Source organism: Bacteroidota bacterium (genome assembly GCA_005882315.1).
In the GTDB taxonomy this organism is placed as follows: Bacteria; Bacteroidota; Bacteroidia; order Chitinophagales; family Chitinophagaceae; genus VBAR01.
Map to the genome: position 1 here is coordinate 23152 of VBAR01000008.1, position 20699 is coordinate 43850.

Annotated in this window: 13 protein-coding genes; 9 read left to right on the plus strand and 4 right to left on the minus strand. The window is 38.9% G+C overall.

What is annotated here, in order from left to right; translation table 11 throughout:
• The first annotated feature begins 178 nt into the window (after positions 1 to 178).
• The gene (locus E6H07_19725) at positions 179 to 4837 is read left to right on the plus strand and encodes a hypothetical protein (protein TMI61348.1); all 4659 of its coding nucleotides are present in this window, start codon (positions 179 to 181) and stop codon (positions 4835 to 4837) included.
• Positions 4838 to 4866: 29 nt separating this feature from the next.
• Here E6H07_19725 and E6H07_19730 read toward each other — a convergent pair whose 3' ends face one another.
• A complete protein-coding gene (locus E6H07_19730) occupies positions 4867 to 6072 on the minus strand; it encodes a bifunctional 3,4-dihydroxy-2-butanone-4-phosphate synthase/GTP cyclohydrolase II (GenBank protein TMI61349.1) in 1206 nt (401 codons plus the stop codon).
• A gap of 195 nt (positions 6073 to 6267) precedes the next feature.
• Between E6H07_19730 and E6H07_19735 the strand changes: the two genes are divergently transcribed.
• Positions 6268 to 9561 carry a TonB-dependent receptor gene (locus E6H07_19735; GenBank protein ID TMI61350.1) on the plus strand — a complete coding sequence of 1098 codons (3294 nt, stop codon included), beginning with the start codon at positions 6268 to 6270 and terminating at the stop codon, positions 9559 to 9561.
• Positions 9562 to 9645: 84 nt separating this feature from the next.
• Here the strand turns inward: E6H07_19735 and E6H07_19740 are convergent, their stop codons facing one another.
• On the minus strand, positions 9646 to 10452 hold the full coding sequence (locus E6H07_19740) for an esterase (GenBank protein ID TMI61351.1): 807 nt from the start codon (positions 10450 to 10452) through the stop codon (positions 9646 to 9648).
• A gap of 132 nt (positions 10453 to 10584) precedes the next feature.
• Here E6H07_19740 and E6H07_19745 point away from each other — a divergent pair, with 132 nt between their 5' ends.
• The 3 genes from E6H07_19745 (at position 10585) to E6H07_19755 (ending at position 13263) form a co-directional block, all read left to right on the plus strand.
• Complete coding sequence (locus tag E6H07_19745) at positions 10585 to 11538, plus strand: hypothetical protein (protein TMI61352.1); 954 nt, start codon at positions 10585 to 10587, stop codon at positions 11536 to 11538.
• Between the two features lie 108 nt (positions 11539 to 11646).
• On the plus strand, positions 11647 to 12759 hold the full coding sequence (locus E6H07_19750; GenBank protein ID TMI61353.1) for a carboxylate-amine ligase: 1113 nt from the start codon (positions 11647 to 11649) through the stop codon (positions 12757 to 12759).
• A 9-nt stretch (positions 12760 to 12768) separates the two neighbouring features.
• Entirely contained in the window at positions 12769 to 13263 is a 495-nt protein-coding gene (locus E6H07_19755; protein ID TMI61354.1) for a GNAT family N-acetyltransferase, read from the plus strand.
• A gap of 5 nt (positions 13264 to 13268) precedes the next feature.
• Here the strand turns inward: E6H07_19755 and E6H07_19760 are convergent, their stop codons facing one another.
• On the minus strand, positions 13269 to 13721 hold the full coding sequence (locus E6H07_19760; GenBank protein ID TMI61355.1) for a hypothetical protein: 453 nt from the start codon (positions 13719 to 13721) through the stop codon (positions 13269 to 13271).
• An 8-nt stretch (positions 13722 to 13729) separates the two neighbouring features.
• Positions 13730 to 14029: a hypothetical protein gene (locus E6H07_19765; GenBank protein ID TMI61356.1), complete on the minus strand. Its 300-nt coding sequence runs from the start codon at positions 14027 to 14029 to the stop codon at positions 13730 to 13732.
• A gap of 179 nt (positions 14030 to 14208) precedes the next feature.
• Between E6H07_19765 and E6H07_19770 the strand changes: the two genes are divergently transcribed.
• The 4 genes from E6H07_19770 to E6H07_19785 form a co-directional block, all read left to right on the plus strand.
• A complete protein-coding gene (locus E6H07_19770) occupies positions 14209 to 15534 on the plus strand; it encodes an adenosylhomocysteinase (GenBank protein TMI61357.1) in 1326 nt (441 codons plus the stop codon).
• Positions 15535 to 16111: 577 nt separating this feature from the next.
• On the plus strand, positions 16112 to 16426 hold the full coding sequence (locus E6H07_19775; GenBank protein TMI61360.1) for a DUF2452 domain-containing protein: 315 nt from the start codon (positions 16112 to 16114) through the stop codon (positions 16424 to 16426).
• A 45-nt stretch (positions 16427 to 16471) separates the two neighbouring features.
• A complete protein-coding gene (locus E6H07_19780; protein TMI61358.1) occupies positions 16472 to 17194 on the plus strand; it encodes a pyridoxine 5'-phosphate synthase in 723 nt (240 codons plus the stop codon).
• A gap of 242 nt (positions 17195 to 17436) precedes the next feature.
• The coding region (locus E6H07_19785) for a hypothetical protein (protein TMI61359.1) at positions 17437 to 20699 on the plus strand (3263 nt) is incomplete at its 3' end.

Genomic DNA, 20699 nt, shown 5'->3' on the forward strand with positions numbered 1-20699 from the left:
GAGAAAGATACTGTTATGGTTTTTTGGCGTGCTGCTGTTCTTGCTGCTCGCCGTCTGGATTTTTGTCAATACCCAATACGGCCAGAACTATATTGTTGGCAGAGTCACTAAAAAGCTTTCAAAAGAACTAAGTACAGAGGTAAGTATTAAGCATGTTGACTTTTCGCTTTTCAACAGCATGAATCTTCAAGGCGTTATAGTCAGGGACCAAAAAAAGGACACATTGTTGTATGCAGGTACAGCTAACCTAAGAATTACCGATTGGTTCTTTTTTAGAGACAAAATAGAATTGAAATATATCGGGCTTGAAGATGCCATTATCAATTTCAATCGTACTGATTCCGTTTGGAACAGCCAGTTCCTATTTGATTATTTTTCATCCCCGTCATCCGCAAAAAAGAGCAGTGACAGTAACGTCATAGAACTGCAACTGAAAAAAATTGATCTGAAAAACATCAGGTTTGTACAAACTGATAAATGGGTTGGGCATGACCAGACAATTCAATTAAGCAAATTAAGCCTTGATGCAAGAAATATCAATTTCAAAACTAAAAATGTTGATGTCGCTTTATTGGAAATCGAAGATCCCTATTTCAGCCTTTCCGATTATCAAGGACTAAAACCTGCGGGACCTAAAAAAGTAAAAACTGAAACAGTACCGGATTCATCATTAAAATGGAATGCTACCGGATGGGTAGTAAACCTTGATAAACTTATTTTAAAGAACGGTACGTTTAAAAATGATAAGCAAACAGAAAGTCCTCCTCTCTCTTATTTCGATGGCAAGCATATTTTATTCAGTGAAATAAATGGAACACTGACCAATGTAAAATGGAATAAAGACACGATAACCACCACGCTTGACCTGAAAACAAAAGAACGCAGCGGGTTGGAAGTAAAACAAATGATCGCTGATGTAAAATTCACGCCTCAATTAATGGAGTTTGCTAATCTTGATCTGCAGACCAATCGTAGCCGTATCCGCAATTATTACTCCATGCAGTTTAATGATATTGATGATATGGGTTATTTTCTGAGCCGGGTAAAACTTACCGGGGATTTTAATAACACAGAAATTGATTCGGATGATATTGCTTATTTCGCACCGACCATGAGTAGCTGGAAGAAAAATATTTTTTTGACAGGAAAAATAAAAGGTACGATAGAAGACCTGAACGGTAAAAATCTTTTCATCAAAGCAGGCAATAACACATTGCTTAATGGCGATATCATGCTTTCCGGCCTGCCAGATATCAACAAAACTTTTATTGATTTCAATAGTAAAGAATTTAAAACAACTTATGCTGATGCCGTAAAGTTAATTCCTGAAATAAGAAATGTGACCACACCCCGTCTTAGTTCAATTCAGTATATAAATTTTAAAGGGAACTTTACCGGTTTCATAAGAGATTTTGTAACCTATGGTACTACGCAAACAAATCTGGGGACAATTGTTTCCGATATCAATATGAAATTACCGGAAGGTAAACCCCCGATCTATTCCGGCACTATTTCTACAAGTGGTTTTAACCTCGGACAATTTCTCGGGCAAAAAGATATTGGGGTCATTTCAATGAAAGCTGCTATTAAAGGCTCCGGCTTTGATAAAAACATTAATGCAGATATTGATGGCAAGATCTATTCACTTGTTTACAATGGTTACCATTATGAGAAAATTGATGTAAAAGGCAACCTGAATAAACAACTCTTTGAAGGCACGATCAGTTCTAAAGATTCCAATGCAGTATTTAATGCAACGGGTATTATTGATCTTAACAGTAAAAATCCATTCTTCCAACTGGATGCGGAGATAGAGGATATACAGTTTCAAAAATTGCGGATCGCAAACGAGGATTATACTTTTTCCGGTCGTTTAAAATTCGATTTTAAAGGAGATAACATTGACGATTTCCTTGGTACAGCAACAATTACCCATGGTGCTATTTATAAAAATGGCAATAAACTGGCTTTTGATTCTTTTACTTTGAAATCGGAGATCATTAACGGAGAGAAACGACTTTCTATCAACACGGATGAACTTGAAGGGTATGTTTCCGGAAAATTTAATATTAACAGTCTCCCGAATGCGATCACTTTATTCCTGAATAAATATTACCCCGCATTTATTAAACCACCGAGGACTACACCTATCAATCAACGCTTCACATTCGATATTAAAACACACAATGCAAATTCATTGCTGCAAATGTTCATCCCCTCAATAACTGGGTTTAATGAAAGTCATTTTACCGGGCAGTTAAATATGGATGAAAACCTGATCAAGTTGGATGCAGACATCCCATCGTTTACCGCAGGCGGTCTTGTATTCAACAATTCTAAACTCTCTGGTACCGGCGACCGTGAAAAACTTTTTCTGAATGGCAGTGCCGCTTCTATAAAGATCAATGACAGCATCAGCCTGAGAGCAAGCACATTCAGTATTGAAGCAGCAAACGATATTTCTAAAGTTAAAATCGTTACGGAATCAAATAAACAGATCAAAAGCGCAAATATTAATGCAGTTGTTTCCACTTTCGATGATGGGTTCAAAGTTCGTTTTGATTCAACCTATTTTGACGTAAATAAAAAATCCTGGACCATTGAAAGGGATGGCGAACTTGAATTCAGAAGTAATATTGTAACCAATAGTGAGCTGACATTAAGAGAAGGCGAACAAATAATCAAACTCAGTACAGAACCATCATCAGAGGGAACTCACAATGACCTGAAAGTCGTTTTAAAAAATCTAAACCTTGGCGATCTTGCACCTTTTATTTTACCTAAAAACCAGTTATCCGGACTTGCATCGGGTACTATCATAGTAGAAGACCCTGCAAAAAAATTCAATATAACCTCTGATGTCAATTTCGATAAGCTTTGGTTTGACAAAGACTCGATCGGGAACATCGGCACTAATTTTACCTATAATAATAAAACAGGTGAGTTGATAGGTAAAGGAAAGAACGATGATGATATAAGCAAGATCGATTTTGATATGCAATGGCACCTGAACAAAGCCGACAGCATGAAAGAGAATTATGTTTTATTAGGTACGGAAAATTACCCGATAAAGATTCTCGAACGGTTTCTCGGAACATTGTTTACAGATCTGCAAGGCTTTGCTACAGGTAAAATAAAAATAGCTGGCAAAGGAAATAAGATGAACTATACAGGTAAAGCAAAACTGCATGATGCCGGGTTGAAAGTAATTTTTACCCAATGTTTTTACAAGATAGAAGATACAGAGATAGAATTGCGTGAAAATGATATTAATCTCGATGGTATAATATTAAATGACCCGGTAACAGGCAACCCGATTTACCTGAATGGAAATATCAGCCACTCGTATTTCAGGGATATGTTTTTTGATATACGGGTACAAACCCGCAAACCATTTACAGGAACCAAATTAGATAACCGCCCTGTGTTATTGCTCAACACAAACTATGTTGACAACAAACAATTTTATGGTAAAGCGTTTGGCACAGGCTCATTGCAACTTTCCGGTCCGCAAGACGATATGTTCATGCAGATAAGTGCCATTGCATCTGATAAAGACAGCAGTCATGTAACAATTCCACCTTCACGCAGCCGTGAGTCAGGTGAATCAGATTTTTTAGTAGAAAGACAATATGGCCGGGAAATGAGTGATATCGACAATCAAAGTTCATCTTCCAATATGATTTTCGATGCCGATATTACCGCCAATCCTTTTGTAACGATCAAAGTACAGATAGACGATCTTACCAAGGATGAGATCATCGGTCGTGGTGAGGGAACACTGAATATCCGATCAGGTACCTCCGAACCAATGACGATCCGCGGAAGATATAATATCATTGATGGAAAATATGATTACACCTTACAATCTGTTTTCAAAAAACCTTTTGAAATAAAAAAAGGAGTTGGTATCAACAACTTTATCGAGTGGAGCGGCGACCCGTATAAAGCCAGGATCAATTTTGAAGCAACTTATACTGCAGAAAGAGTAAGCTTTGCTCCGTTGGTAACCGGATACGATGTTAATTCTGATCTTAGCTCGTTGCGGGAAGATGTGATCGTTTCCGCAAGGATGTATAATGAACTGTTTGATCCGCGGTTTGATTTCAGTATCGAATTTCCAGACAATAGCCAGGCTAAAAGAGACGCATCATTACTTTTCAATATTTCACAAATAGAAAAAAATCCGAATGAACTGAACCGGCAGGTTACTTTCCTGATCGTATTCAACAGTTTCGCACCGCCGGAAACAGCACAGAGAACAGGTTTGTCAGGAGCAATAAATGAATTGGTCTATAACAGCATTTCAGGATTATTATTTAATGAAGTAAATAATATCATTAACCAGGCCCTTTATAAAATTTTTAAATCGGATAAAGTAAAATTGAATGTAAGTGGCGGGTTGTACAACAGAAATATCCTTGGGCAAACTGGTGGCTCTTCTACGAGTGTAAACCAGGGAAACATAGATGTTAATCTTCCCGTTTCGCTTTTCAAAGACAGGTTGATCGTAAATGCTGGTTTTTCTTCGGATTTTGCTTTTCAATCAAGTGCAACTATTGAAAGCAAAGTGCAGTTACTACCGAATATTTCAATGGACCTTTTAATTAACCCAAGCGGTTCGCTGCGTGCAACAATTTTTTACAGAGAGAACCCGGATTTTCTTTTACAAAATTCAAGAGCAAGAAGACAAGGCGTAGGTCTAACTTATAAACGTGAAGCAAACCGCTTCTGGGATTTGTTTCTTCCTGTTAATAGAAATAAAAAGAAACAACAGCCAGATCCAATAACTATTCCAGCCGCAACAGATGCTGAAAAAAAAGATGATGGGAATTGATGACAACTCTGATGATTGCGGGCTAATTACTATTCTCCTTCCATAATTTCATGTCCAAGTTTATCTCTCTTTGTAGATAAATATTTTTCGTTATGAGGATTGGAATTTATTTCAATTGGAATATTTTCTACAATTTCTAATCCATAACCAATCAAACCAACTCTCTTCTTTGGATTATTACTGATAAGACGGAGTTTGTGAATGCCCAGGTGACGAAGTATTTGTGCACCTACACCATAGTCCCGCTGATCCATTCCAAAACCTAAATGAATATTTGCTTCCACTGTATCCATACCTTGTTCCTGCAGACGGTAAGCTTTTAATTTATTCAGCAAACCAATTCCACGGCCTTCCTGGTTCATGTATAATATCACACCCTTTTCTTCTTTGTCCACCATCTGCATTGCTTTGTGTAATTGTTCACCGCAATCGCAGCGCAACGAACCCAGGATATCGCCGGTAAAGCAACTGCTGTGCACCCGTACCATTATAGGCTCATTTTTTTCCCACTCTCCTTTTATCAATGCTAAATGTTCGTTGGTTGAATTTTTCTCTTTGAAGGCAATGAGTTTAAAATCTCCATATTTCGTTGGCATTTCTACACTAACAATCTCTTCGATCAATGAATCTCTTTTAATTCGGTATTCGATCAGGTCTTTTATACTGATGATCTTAAAATCAAAATGCTTAGCCACTTCTTCCAACTGAGGTAATCTTGCCATACTTCCATCTTCATTCATAATTTCTACCAATACACCAGATGGCTCTAAGCCGGCCAACCGTGCAAGGTCAACCGCAGCTTCTGTATGACCTGCTCTTCTTAACACACCACCTTTTTTTGCCCGAAGTGGAAAAATATGGCCTGGTTTGCCTAAGTCATTAGGATCAGTTTTGGGATCAATAAGTGCTTGTATTGTCTTTGCTCTGTCCTGTGCAGAAATTCCTGTGCCACATCCATGACCTAATAGATCAACAGATACTGTAAATGCAGTCTCATGCAACGCAGTATTATTATTCACCATAAGCTCAAGACCGAGTGCATCGCATCTTTCTTCAAGCAATGAAATGCATATTAAACCGCGACCATGTTTACTCATAAAATTTATTACTTCCGGCGTAGCATGTGATGATGCAACGATAAAGTCACCTTCATTTTCACGGTCTTCATCATCTACAACAATAACGATACGTCCTTGCTTAATATCCTCCAATGCACTTTCGATAGTATGTAACATAACAATAGAATTAAAATGCAAAAATAGCCATTTCAAAAGGTGTATAAGCTGTGAAAAAAAAGTACCCCGGCGGGGCAACTTTTGGGATGTGGATTTTTTTTATGTAATGCCTTATTTTTCAGTCTATATTTGCCAAGAATCCCTATATTTATTCCGGGAATAACTATTTCTTTGCAACAGAAAACTAAACTAACTATGCTTAAGCGAATTACCCAATTCATTACTATTCTGCTGCTTGCTCCATTCTTTCTTGCAGCACAGGAAACAAACAGTGGTATCGGTGGTATTGTAAAAGATGCATCTAATAATGCATTAGTAGGTGCAACTATTACAGCTACACATAACCCGACAGGAACTGTTTACCGTGTTGTATCAAGGGCTGGTGGACGATATGACATCAGTAACATGCAGCCCGGCGGTCCTTACACCATTACTTTCACTTTTGTTGGTTTTTCCGATGAAAAAAGAGACGAAGTTTTTTTGAATCTCGGTGAAAAAAGCCGCTTCGATGTGGCGCTACCTGATAAAACCGGGACATTGACTGAAGTGGTTCTTTCAACACGTCGTTCTGCTACTGGCGGTAAAGGCGGTACAGAAACAGCTATTGGAAGAGATCGTGTTGCAAATATTCCAACCATTAACAGAAGCCTTAATGATTTCTTACGTTTTACTCCGCAGGCAAAAATTACCGGCGATGGTGCAGGTATTTCTTTTGCAGGACAAAACAACCGTTTGAATTCTTTCTTTATCGACGGCGCAATCAATAACGATGTATTTGGTCTGGCAGCATCTGGTACAAATGGTGGCCAGGCAAATATCAGCCCCATATCTCTTGACGCAATCGATCAGTTCCAGGTTGTGCTGGCACCTTATGATGCATCTGTTGGTGGATTTGTTGGAGGCGGTTCAAATGCTGTTACTAAATCGGGTACTAATACTTTAAAAGGAACAGCCTGGTTTTATTATCGTGATGAGACATTGGCAGGTCGTACGCCGGGCAATGTTTTAAAGGCAAACCGTACTAAGCTTACTGACCTGAGCAATAAAACTTATGGCATTAGTTTAGGCGGTGCTTTAGTAAAAAATAAATTATTCTTCTTTGTCATCGGTGAAAGACAACAAGACACCAGGCCACAACCCTTTGAGTTCAGCAGCTACCGGGGCAATACTAACCAGGCAGGAATTGATGGTCTTGTATCTTTCGTACAAGGTACTCACAAGTATGATGTAGGCCCCTATCTGGATATTCCTGAAAGTGTAAGAAGAAATTTTGTACAGATGAAGTTAGACTGGAATATGAATTCAAATAATAAATTCACTTTCAGCTATCGTTTTAACCAGGGTGAAAGATATAATACAACGGCCAGCAACACAACCAACATCAACTTCTACAACAATGGTTATATTTTCCCTAACAAAGCACATACTGTAACCGGGGAGTTAAGAAGCAGCTTCAAAAAAGGAGCTACCAACCGATTGCTTATTACCTACACAAATGTTGCGGATGACAGGAAGCCAATAGGTGATCCCTTTCCAAGGGTAATCATCCGTGATGGTTCAGGTACCATCACTTTTGGAACAGAGAATTTCTCAACAGGTAACTATCTGCTTCAGAAGAACTGGACATTAAATGACTCATATAAGTTTTATGCAGGTAAACATTTAATTTCTATTGGTACGGATAATTTATACAGCGATGCCAATAACCTTTTTATTCGTGATCTTTACGGAACCTATACTTATAACTCATTAAGTGATTTTACCAATAATGCCAAGCCTGCTCGTTACCAGCGTTCCTTCTCGCTGCTGGAGAACAAAACAGATGAGAAAAATTCTCCTTCTGCAGCCGCATTTAAATTTCTGAACCTTGCCTTCTTTGTAAATGACGAGGTAAAAGCGAATGATAAGATGACGATCAATTTTGGTGTAAGATTGGATAAAACAATTTTCCCTACAGATCCATTAGAAGATCCTTTCTTTAATGATACCGCTTTGGTTGCAATATCACAATACTATAATATGTATGGTGCCACTTCAGGTAAGAGAGTACAGGTCCCCTGGTCTGTGTCTCCCCGCTTTGGATTTGTTTACAAAGTTCCTGAAGAAAATTTTACCCTTCGCGGTGGTATAGGCCTTTTTACCGGTCGTATGGGTCTTGTATGGCCAGGCGGTGCATATAATAATACTGGTGCCAGCATAGGCGGTATGGATCCTACTGTTGCTCAAATCAATGCCAGGCCTGATCCTTTTTTCCGTAATGATCCGTTTAACCAGTATAAGCCTGAAGATTTTGGCATAAGCCTGGCCAATTCAAAAGGACAGGTTGATATTATGTCTTCGAAATTTAAACTTCCAAGAATTGTAAGGACAACGTTAGCCGCTGACAAACGTCTGGGTAATGGCTGGACACTTACTGGTGAGATCATGTTTACCAAAAACATTAATGAGATCAATTACCAGAACGTTAATATCCTTCCTCCGACCCTTACTTCGGTTGGCGCAGGACCAAGAACTGTTTATTCTTCAGCCGGCACCGCAGGTCCCAGCGGTACACCGCTTAATATTCCGATGCGCTCAAATGGTGTAAATCCGTATACAGGTGTTTATCTTATTTACAATAATCCTTCAACAAAAAAGGGATTTTCTTATAATACAGCAGTTACTATTGACAAAGCTTTCAAAAATGGATGGGCATTTAACTTCAGCTGGGCATACGGCAATTCAATTGTATATAATGAGCTGACCAGTTCACAGAACAACTCACAATGGCTTTTTATGGAAACTGTGAATGGTAAAAACTATGTTCAACGTTCTATTTCAGATTTCGACCAGGGACATCGTTTTGTAGGTTATGTGAGCAAGAAGTTCAGTTATCTCAATAAGAAAATGGCGACTACTATTACATTTACTTACAACGGCCAGCAAGGAAATGCATTCAGCTATGTATATAATGCCAGCATTGTCGGCGATGCCGGCAGAACAAGTACAAACGACCTGATCTACATTCCTACCCAGGCAGACCTTGCACAAATGACATTTACGGTTAATACTGTAAATGGTGTTGCTTATAGTATTGCGCAGCAAAAAGAATTACTGGAGCAATACATCGTGGGTAACAAATACCTGCGCAAACGTCGTGGTCAGTTTGCTGAAAGAAATGGAGATCGTCAACCATTTGCACATGTTGTTGACATGAGTATCCGCCAGGATTTCAACCTGAAAATGGGTAAGAAAATGTACCTGATCCAGTTTACTTATGATGTTTACAACTTTACCAATATGTTGAGTCATAATTGGGGTCAGACCTATTTCTTATCAAATGATCAGTATGCTTTGATCCGCTTTACAGGATTTACATCTGCTACAAATCTTACTCCTCAATACCAGTTTAGCCCACAAACGGGCAAGCCTTGGGGTGTTAGTACAAGCAATGCTGCCGGTATCAGTGCAAGATTTATCAGCCAGGTTGGCCTTCGCTTAAGTTTCTAAATTTAGATTCATAGTATAAAAAAATAATCCCGCTTTTCAGCGGGATTATTTTTTGTCAGAAGTGACAGTTATTTTTATTTTACTCTATTTGCCCCACCCCCATCTCAGGAAATAAGGAAAAGCTTTTCCCCATGTCATCACATCGTGTCGGCCATCAGGCATTTCCATATAAACAATATCATCCTTAGTGTAACCTTTATTCAAAAGCTCTTTGATGATATCAAGTGTATCATCTACTGAATCAATAACACCATTATTATTTCTGTCTCTTGTTTCATCCATATTCCCGCATTGAAAAAAGAAATCGAGATGGGGCTGATAATTTCCTTTCCTGATCACCTGGTGCATAATGCGATGCTTATTATCATCATACTTCGGATTATCCTGGTCAAGACTGCGCCACCAGAACGAACCACTAAAAACACCTACAAGGGAAAACTCGCCGGGATATTTCCAGGTTATATCCATTGCACTGAGTCCGCCTAAAGAAAACCCAGCAAAAGATTTGCTTGAATATCCATCAGAATTGTATCGCTTTTCTGCCAGAGGCAAGAATTCTTCTAAAATGAAACTCGCATAATTATTTGCCTTTGCACCCCTGCCTAAAAAATCAGTATGATCAATAATTCCGTATTCCATTTTTCTGTCGGCACTACAGTGAATGCCGGCACATATCAGCGGTTTAATTTCATTCTGCAATTCACCAAGGATCAGGTCAAAATCCATCTTTTCGAGATCTTGTCCGTCATTAATGATTAGTAATGATGGTTTCTCTGAAGATTCACTAATGTAGCTGGGTATATAAAAATCAATCTTTACATCCCGGTCTAAGTATTCAGAAAATATTTCCAGGTGTTCTTTTCTTACTGAAAACACTTTAGTTCCTGTCATAGCGACAAAATTACGCAATCAGGTGTTTCGTTCAGGAATAAAATCTACAAACTATTCTTACTGTTTCTTGTTTTTTACACCCCGAAAAAATACATTTGAATAGGGTAAGTTTAACTAATCAAAAATACAATCATGAAAAAAATCGGAATCCTCTTTGGAAAGGAACGTTCTTTCCCAATGGCTTTTGTAGACAGGATAAACAGTAAAAATATTGCTGGTATAAAAGCAGAACCTGTGAGCATTGACAAAGCTATGCAGGGAGAGTTCAGCGGGTACACTGTTATCATTGATCGTATTTCACAGGATGTACCCTTTTACCGAACCTGGTTAAAGAATGCTGCACTAACAGGTACGGCTGTCATTAATAATCCTTTCTGGTGGAGTGCTGATGATAAATACTTCAACAACTGTTTAATGACAAAACTCGATGTGCCTATTCCTAAAACAGCGATCATTCCATCAAGAGAATTACCTACTGATACATCCGATGAATCGTTCAGCAATCTTGCTTACCCGCTTGATTGGGATACTATATTTAAATACACAGGCTTTCCTGCCTACATGAAACCTTTTGCCGGCGGTGGATGGAAAAGTGTTTACAGATTAGACAGCAAGGAAGATTTTTTTGAGAAACATGCGGAGACAGGTCAGTTAGTAATGCTATTACAAGAGGAAATTGTTTTTGAAGAATACTATCGTTGTTATTGTATCGGAAGAAAGCATGTTCGCATCATGCCATATGAACCACGCAATCCACATCATCTTCGTTATGTGGCAGGCTTCTCTCCCAGCCCTGAACGCTACAAGCAAATGGAGCAAATTGTTTTACGCATCTGCAATTATCTCGGCTATGATTTTAATACAGTAGAGCTGGCAGTAAGAGATGGAGTGCCTTATGCAATTGATTTTTGCAACCCTGCACCTGATGCAGAAGTAAAAAGTGTAGGTGAAGAAAATTTTGCATGGGTAGTAGAAACAGCATCTAACTATGCTATCGAAAAAGCATTAGAGAATAAAGAAGGCGGCGATAATCTTACCTGGGGTGAGTATGTAATACGTTCAGCTAATAAAACAAATCTTATTTAATAAATCTAAAATGTAAAATATTAAACGATAAATGTAAAATGAAGTGAGCAAGTGATTTGATTTTCATTTTACATTTCAGATTTTACATTCAGAGTTTTACATTTTATTATGGCTACATTAAACTATAAAACCTTTACCCTTGGTGTTGAAGAAGAATACATGGTGATTGATCCGGTAACAAGAGAACTGAAAAGCCATGAACAGCAGATCGTACAGGAGGGGCAAAAAGTAATTAAGGATAAAGTAAAAGCAGAAATGCACCAGGCGGTAGTAGAAGTAGGTACAGATATATGCGCCGATGCAGACGAAGCATTTCTTGATATAGCCACATTGAGAAAAACGATCAGCGGTATTGCTACCGGGCTCGGTTATTCAATGGGTGCAGCGGGTACGCATCCTTTCAGCCATTGGGAAAGCCAACTGATAACAGAACATGCACGATATAATGAAATAGTAAATGAATTGCAGGAAGCTGCACGCAGCAATCTTATTTTCGGTTTGCATGTGCATGTTGGTATGCAAAACAGGGAAATGGCAAATCATATTGCTAACTCAACAAGATATTTTTTACCACATATTTTTGCACTTAGCACCAACTCACCATTCTGGGAAGGAAGACTGACAGGTTATAAATCTTTCCGTACAAAAGTATTTGATAAATTTCCCCGCACCGGAATACCGGAAGCTTTTGAAAGTATAGAGGCCTATGATAATTATGTAAAACTGCTGATAAAAACAAACTGTATTGATAATGCAAAAAAGATCTGGTGGGATCTGAGGGTACATCCATTTTTCAATACAGTTGAATTCAGAATTTGTGATATACCGATGACAGTCGACGAAACAATTGCGATTGCTTCTTTGTTCCAGGCTATTTGTGCCCGCATCTATATGTTGCGTTCAAAAAACCTGAACTTCATTCAATACTCCCGTGCATTACTCAATGAAAATAAATGGAGAGCCAGCCGTTATGGTATTGATGGAAGGCTGATCGATTTTGGAAAAGAAGAAGAAGTAAATACAAGAGCCTTAATTTATGAACTACTTGAATTTATTGATCCCGTGCTCGATCATCTTGGCTCAAGGCACAGAATTGCTTATGTACATAAGATGATAGAGAACGGAACCGGTGCAGACAGGCAGTTGGCGGTTTATGAGAAATCAAAAAATCTCGTTAGTGTAGTGGATTATATCAAGGATAATTTTCTTACAGGCGTTTAACTGAAAAATATGTTGTCAATACAAAAAGCAAGTGTTGAAGACATACCACTTGTTCGTGAACTCTGTTTCAAAATCTGGCCGCAAACTTATACAGGCATTATTTCGAAAGAACAGATCGATTATATGCTGGAGATGATGTACAGTGAAGAATCCCTAAAAAAACAAATGATTGAGGATAACTGCCGTTTCATTTTTGTTTATGATGATGAGAGACCTGTTGGCTTTGCCTCATTCGGTCCAACAGAGCCAAGTATTTTTAAATTACATAAGATCTATATTTTACCTGATCAGCAAGGAAAAGGAACCGGTAAATTTGTGATCGATCATATTATCAATACGATCAAAGCACAAAATATTTCTGCACTGAGGTTACAGGTAAACAAAAGAAATAAAGCAAAAGACTTTTATGAAAAGATCGGGTTTACCGTTTTATACGAATTTGATTTCCCGATCGGCAACGGGTATGTTATGGACGATTACTTAATGGAGAAAAAACTTAGCTGAATAGTTTATTGATCATTGGGCGTTTTACAATCAAGCAGGCTGCGGGGATCAAGTGGCTCTTCTTTTTTGAACATTCTGAATTCAACTTCGGTTCCCGGTTTATATAAACCTAATGCTTGTCCTGCTTTTAAATTATCTCCCCTTTTTACTAATGGTTTTGTAACACCATAATACCAGAAATAATATTCCTTATAATAAATGACAATTTCGAATCGCTCATCTTCAGTTGGGTTTACATTGGATACCCGGGCATCAATGCAACTACGGATGATCGTATCCATTTTTGTAATCATGATGATCTTCTTTTCAGGCGGGTCCCAGGTAAATGCTTCTTTAGGCTCACGACCCGATCCATTTTCAAAAGGGCATAGCAAATGCAAGCTATCAGTTTGTGAAAAACTATATTGACTTATTAATGTCAACATAATAACAATTAAGATCGATCCACTTTTTTTCATATACAGTTTTAAGATGTATGTACTTTCAATTTTTTTGCCATTTCTGCACTCATACCTTCTGCTGATATTCCATATCCACTAACCAGCACTCCTTTCAATCCTGATTTGGATTCAATCGCATAAACGATAGCCTCATCGGCCGGATCGGTATTGCCTTCAAAACGATAAAACTCTACTATTTCAAAATCCTCAAAATTGAACTTTTGCTCATTGCAGACGATACAATTCTCAGCAAGGTTGAAATCCAATGTGAAGTTTCTTTTTTTTAAATCACTAAGAGCTTCGGTAACGGTATCGTAAGAATACATATTGAATGATTGGAATTCAAAAGTATTTCTATTTGTTTACAAATAGGATGGGTAAAATACCTGCCCGCTTAAACAAGGCTTGGAAATATGTGTAAAACATCTTTGAAAGGGTCAGGACGAAGCCCCTATCATATTATATATATCATTACCTTTGCCGCCGAAAATAAAAACCATAAAAAATGTCAACAGTGTCCAAATCAATTGATTTTAGCCTTCCCAACAAAGTTGCAGATATCAGTCTTGCTGAATGGGGCCGCAAAGAAATACGCCTTGCTGAAGCAGAAATGCCCGGCCTGATGGCTATCCGTGCAGAATACGGACCTTCTCAACCTTTAAAAGGTGCCAGGGTTGCAGGTTGCCTTCACATGACCATTCAAACTGCCGTTTTAATTGAAACATTAACAGCGTTAGGTGCTGAAGTAAAATGGAGCTCATGTAATATTTTCTCTACACAGGATCATGCAGCAGCAGCAATAGCAGCGGCAGGAATAGGTGTATTTGCCTGGAAAGGTCAAAGTCAGGAAGAAGCTGATTGGTGTATCGAACAAACACTATTTTTTGGCGCAGCTGATCGTCCTTTAAATATGATATTGGATGATGGTGGCGATTTAACGAATATGGTGCTGGATACTTATCCTGAACTGGTACAGCATGTAAAAGGCATTTCCGAAGAAACTACAACCGGTGTACACCGTTTATATGAAAGAGTAGCAAAAGGCACTTTACCAATGCCTGCAATTAATGTAAACGATTCTGTTACCAAATCTAAGTTTGATAATAAATATGGTTGTAAAGAATCACTGGTTGATTCTATACGCCGTGCTACTGATGTAATGCTTGCTGGTAAAGTAGCTGTTGTTGGTGGTTATGGTGATGTAGGTAAAGGTTCTGCTGCTTCATTGAAAGGTGCAGGTTGCCGTGTTATCGTTACTGAGATCGATCCTATCTGCGCATTACAGGCTGCTATGGATGGATTCGAAGTAAAGAAAATGATCAATGCAGTTAAAGAAGCAGATATCGTTGTTACTGCAAGTGGTTGCCGTGACCTGATCACCGGTGCACACTTCAAACTAATGAAGGATAAAGCCATTGTTTGTAATATTGGTCACTTCGATATTGAAATTGATATCGCATGGTTGAATCAGAATTATGGTCATACAAAAGATACCATAAAACCACAGGTAGATATTTATAATATAGAAGGTAAAGATGTGATCATTCTTGCTGAAGGAAGATTAGTGAATTTAGGTTGTGCAACAGGTCACCCTTCATTTGTAATGAGTAATTCATTCAGCAATCAAACTCTTGCCCAGATCGAACTCTGGCTAAATCACAAGAATTACGAAAACAATGTTTTCGTTCTTCCAAAACACCTGGATGAAAAAGTTGCAAGATTACACCTGGCTAAAATTGGTGTTGAACTCGAAGAACTGACAGATGCTCAATCTGGCTATTTAGGTATTACTAAGAATGGTCCGTTCAAACCGGAGCATTACAGGTATTAAGATTAAAAATTGATCTCTATAAAAAAGTACTTACTAAACTATAGTAAGTACTTTTTGTTTTTTACAGCTTGAATACAAACCTTTGCAACCCTTATCTAACAAAATGATCTCAGCCTATAATTTTTTAGCAAGCTGGCAGTTGTTTCCTGAAAAAGGAATCTACGAAAATGGAGAAAGACCCAAAAGCGGTATCTATAAAATAGAATCATCCGGTATTCAAAAACAATTGAGCATTAGTCATCATTGGGTTTCACTGGAAAATCTTGCATTTGATTCTGGCTATAAAATCCTTGCAGATGGGGCTTTGAATGAATTTGAAAGAACTGAGCTTGCTGAAAAAGTGCAGGTATTATTTCCCGACAGTATCAGTTTTGAAATTCATTTTTATAAACAAGGACAAATCATTCTGCACATTACTCATGAGATACAACCGAATGGTTATTTAAAAGTCATTCAACAGGGTTTTAAAAAAGATGGCACTTCATTTACCAATACAGAAATTTATCATAAACAATTAAGTGTTCTTCCCTATTCTGCGTCCGTTGCAGGAGCTGTCATAAAGCCGAATGAAGAAGGCATGATAAAACACAAAGCCCTGACGGCAATGGAAGAACAAACCAATATGCAGTTAGACCAGATCCGCAAACAAATCGAGTTATTGGCTTTGCAGGCACAGGAAATTCAAAAAAGAAAAGATCTTTCCCTGATGATCTATGATTCTAAGATCTCTTTTAAACCTAATATCGGACAGACTTATTATGTGTATCAGAAAAAAGATGATACTTATACCCTTTCTTTGGTAGCACCTAGAGAATGGGGTGCCAATGGTCCTTTCAAAAAATTTATATCTGCTGTAAAATTGCTGGCCGATCATACATGGATGGAACTGTAATTATCAAATAGATTCTAACTTTACAGATCTGACACTTCAAATACAATGACAAAACTTTCTGTAAACATCAACAAATTTGCAACGCTTAGAAATTCCAGAGGCGGAAATAATCCTGATGTGGTAAAAGCGGCTATTGATGTACAACGATTCGGTGCTAATGGAGTAACGGTGCATCCGCGGCCGGACGAACGTCATATCCGTTATGATGATGCAAGAGAAATAAAAAAAATAATCACGACAGAGTATAACATTGAAGGAAATCCAAAAGAAAAAAGATTTGTTGAGCTTGTATTGGAAGTAAAACCTACACAAGTAACTCTGGTTCCTGATACAGAAGGACAATTAACATCTGATCATGGCTGGAATACCATTGCGAATAAAAAATATTTGATCGAGATCATTTCAGTTTTTAAAAAAGCAGGAATACGGACTTCTATTTTCTGTGACCCTTTAATAAATATCATTGAAGGGGCAGCAGAAACAGGAACCGACAGAATTGAATTGTATACGGAAGGTTATGCAAAAGAATTTTCAAAAGGAAATAAAGCGAAGGCAATCGAACCTTATATAAATGCCGCAGCAAAAGCAAGAGATCTGCAACTTGGGATCAATGCAGGGCATGATCTTGACCTGGATAACCTGAAATACTTTAATCAAAACATAACCTGGACAGATGAAGTAAGCATTGGGCATGCCTTAATTTGCGATGCCATTTATCTGGGTTTTGAAAATGCAATTCAGCTATATAAACGACAGTTAATTGTTTGAACAAGCTTGGGTGTCGTACATTTACTATCGAAAAAACCTCCATAAATATTTGGAAGTGAGGGGAAATAACGTAGCTTTAACGCCTCTAATCCTACCAAAAACCACAAGTTAATCTTCCACATCTCCTATTTGATTCTGATTTATTAGCAAATCTTAATTAATCCCCCTCCCTTGAAACGCAGGCCCACAAAGGCTTTCAACGTTCTTATTTTATATTTCATCATTAAAACAAAACTTTTCGTATGAGAAAAGATCTACCCTGTTGTAGCCCTGTAACAAAGATCACAGGCACAACAAAAACTTTATCCCTCAGATTGCTGATGGTGATGTATCTGCTTGCAGGTACATTTATTATTTCCAGCGGTCAGTTAGCAGGAACTGCTCCTGTTAATCCACCATTCGGTGGTTTTGCTATCGACGGCAATGTGGTGCGTGCAACCGGAGATGGCGACTGGACAGGTACAGGTGCCCAGGCACCCAATACTTATGTACTTAACCCCACAACCGGAGCTCCGTTGATCGTAATGGCTTATCGCTTATTTGATCGTTACAACGATCAGGATCTGGATGACATCTTTGATGGTGGTAATAAACTTTTCCAAAACCCGAATACCTGGGGATGGAGAAGCCAGAAACCCCCTGCAAAAGATGACATGAACAATGCGGCTGCGTTGTTAACAATGGCTCCAAGTGATGGCCATATCTGGCTTATTATTGCAGGAGACCGGATGTCAACAAACGGTACCAGTTACCTGGACTTTGAATTATACAAGAATACGATCACTAAAACCGGCGGTCCTTTAACCGGTGGTTTTAATTCTACCGGTCCTAATGGTGGTAGAACTATTGGTGATATAAGTATCACATTACAATATACGGCTGGTGGTAGTTTTGCAGCTGTTTCTTTCTTAAAATGGACAAATACAAGCGAAACTACATTTGACTATGTGGATACAATTCCCCCTACCGGTTCTGCATACGCCGCAGCTAACGGAGGAAATATCCCTATACCTTATGGTGCATTTGGACTTAATACATATCAACCTTTACAATTTATAGAAGGTGCAATAGACATTACAAGAATGCTTGGTGCAATATCTGATCCTGCAGATTGCGCAAGATTGCCTTTCAAATCACTTTTTATCAAAACAAAATCTTCTGCTGAAAGAACTGCAGATTTAAAAGATTTTATTGAACCCATTCAGATCAATGCTTGTTTTGATCGTACTAAACCAGTATTTACATCTTGCCCTGCGGGATCGAATTTAGGTTGTAACCCTGTTGGTCTGCCTCTACCTGCTGGTGCTGTAGCTACAGATAATTGCGGTGTTGTTACTGTTTCTTCTTCTGAGGGAGCGGTTGTGGAAAATGGATGTCAAAGAACACAGGTAAGAACATATTTAGCTGAAGATGGTTGTGGTAATACTGAAACATGTACTCAAACATTTACATGGACTGTAGATGTAACGCCTCCGACTATTTCTATAACAGGCGGTAACCTCAACCCAGGTTGTAATCCAGAAGGAGCCATCAACTTTGGTTCTGCTTCTGGTTCTGACAACTGCGCTGGTGCTGTTACGCTTACTTCTACTGCCGGTTCGATCACGACAAGTGGTTGTACCCGCACACAGACCATGACTTGGAACGCTATTGATGGATGTCTGCAATCCTCATCTACTACACGTACTGCTACATGGACTGTGGATACACAAGGACCAGTTATCACTATCACAGGTGGCAACCTGAACCCAGGTTGTAATCCAGGAACTGTCAACTTCGGTTCTGCTTCTGCTAATGATAATTGTTCTGGTGCAAGTGCTGTTACTTCTACTGCCGGTACGATCACTACTACTGGTTGTTCAAGAACACAGACTATGACATGGAATGCAAGTGACGCTTGTAATAATTCTTCATCCACTTCACGCACTGCTACATGGACTGTGGATACACAAGGACCAGTTATCACTATCACAGGTGGCAACCTGAACCCAGGTTGTAACCCAACAAGCATCAACTTCGGTTCTGCTTCTGCTAATGATAATTGTTCTGGTGCAAGTGCTGTTACTTCTACTGCCGGTACGATCACTACTACTGGTTGTACAAGAACACAAACAATGACATGGAATGCAAGTGATGCTTGTAATAATTCTTCATCTACTTCACGTACTGCTACATGGACTGTAGATGTTGATGGACCAGTTATCACTATCACAGGTGGCAACCTGAATCCAGGTTGTAACCCAGCAAGCATCAACTTCGGTTCTGCTTCTGCTAATGATAATTGTGCTGGTGCTGTTCCTGTTACTTCTACTGCCGGGACGATCACTACTACTGGTTGTTCAAGAACACAGACTATGACATGGAATGCAAGTGATGCTTGTAATAATTCTTCATCTACTTCACGTACTGCTACTTGGACTGTGGATACACAAGGACCAGTTATCACTATCACAGGTGGCAACCTGAACCCAGGTTGTAACCCAGCAAGCATCAACTTCGGTTCTGCTTCTGCTAATGATAATTGTGCTGGTGCTGTTCCTGTTACTTCTACTGCCGGTACGATCACTACTACTGGTTGTTCAAGAACTCAAACAATGACATGGAATGCAAGTGACGCTTGTAATAATTCTTCATCCACTTCACGTACTGCTACTTGGACTGTAGATGTTGATGGACCAGTTATCACTATCACTGGTGGCAACCTGAACCCAGGTTGTAACCCAGAAAGCATCAACTTCGGTTCTGCTTCTGCTAATGATAATTGCGCTGGTGCTGTTCCTGTTACTTCTACTGCCGGTACGATCACTACTACTGGTTGTTCAAGAACACAAACAATGACATGGAATGCAAGTGATGCTTGTAATAATTCTTCATCTACTTCACGTACTGCTACTTGGACTGTGGATACACAAGGACCAGTTATCACGATCACAGGTGGCAACCTGAATCCAGGTTGTAACCCAGCAAGCATCAACTTCGGTTCTGCTTCTGCTAATGATAATTGTGCTGGTGCTGTTCCTGTTACTTCTACTGCCGGTACGATCACTACTACTGGTTGTACAAGAACACAAACAATGACATGGAATGCAAGTGATGCTTGTAATAATTCTTCATCCACTTCACGTACTGCTACTTGGACTGTAGATACTGACGGACCAGTTATCACTATCACAGGTGGCAACCTGAATCCAGGTTGTAACCCAGCAAGCATCAACTTCGGTTCTGCTTCTGCTAATGATAATTGTGCTGGTGCTGTTCCTGTTACTTCTACTGCCGGTACGATCACTACTACTGGTTGTTCAAGAACACAGACTATGACATGGAATGCAAGTGATGCTTGTAATAATTCTTCATCTACTTCACGTACTGCTACATGGACTGTGGATACACAAGGACCAGTTATCACTATCACAGGTGGCAACCTGAACCCAGGTTGTAACCCAGAAAGCATCAACTTCGGTTCTGCTTCTGCTAATGATAATTGTGCTGGTGCTGTTCCTGTTAC

What these genes read in the sequence shown, in the direction of transcription:
- E6H07_19725 (TMI61348.1), top strand. Translation starts at nt 179, where the DNA reads ATGAATCTTCAAGGCGTTATAGTCAGGGACCAAAAAAAGGACACATTG.
- E6H07_19730 (TMI61349.1), bottom strand. Translation starts at nt 6,072, where the DNA reads ATGTTACATACTATCGAAAGTGCATTGGAGGATATTAAGCAAGGACGT.
- E6H07_19735 (TMI61350.1), top strand. Translation starts at nt 6,268, where the DNA reads ATGCTTAAGCGAATTACCCAATTCATTACTATTCTGCTGCTTGCTCCA.
- E6H07_19740 (TMI61351.1), bottom strand. Translation starts at nt 10,452, where the DNA reads ATGACAGGAACTAAAGTGTTTTCAGTAAGAAAAGAACACCTGGAAATA.
- E6H07_19745 (TMI61352.1), top strand. Translation starts at nt 10,585, where the DNA reads ATGAAAAAAATCGGAATCCTCTTTGGAAAGGAACGTTCTTTCCCAATG.
- E6H07_19750 (TMI61353.1), top strand. Translation starts at nt 11,647, where the DNA reads ATGGCTACATTAAACTATAAAACCTTTACCCTTGGTGTTGAAGAAGAA.
- E6H07_19755 (TMI61354.1), top strand. Translation starts at nt 12,769, where the DNA reads ATGTTGTCAATACAAAAAGCAAGTGTTGAAGACATACCACTTGTTCGT.
- E6H07_19760 (TMI61355.1), bottom strand. Translation starts at nt 13,721, where the DNA reads ATGAAAAAAAGTGGATCGATCTTAATTGTTATTATGTTGACATTAATA.
- E6H07_19765 (TMI61356.1), bottom strand. Translation starts at nt 14,029, where the DNA reads ATGTATTCTTACGATACCGTTACCGAAGCTCTTAGTGATTTAAAAAAA.
- E6H07_19770 (TMI61357.1), top strand. Translation starts at nt 14,209, where the DNA reads ATGTCAACAGTGTCCAAATCAATTGATTTTAGCCTTCCCAACAAAGTT.
- E6H07_19775 (TMI61360.1), top strand. Translation starts at nt 16,112, where the DNA reads ATGATAAAACACAAAGCCCTGACGGCAATGGAAGAACAAACCAATATG.
- E6H07_19780 (TMI61358.1), top strand. Translation starts at nt 16,472, where the DNA reads ATGACAAAACTTTCTGTAAACATCAACAAATTTGCAACGCTTAGAAAT.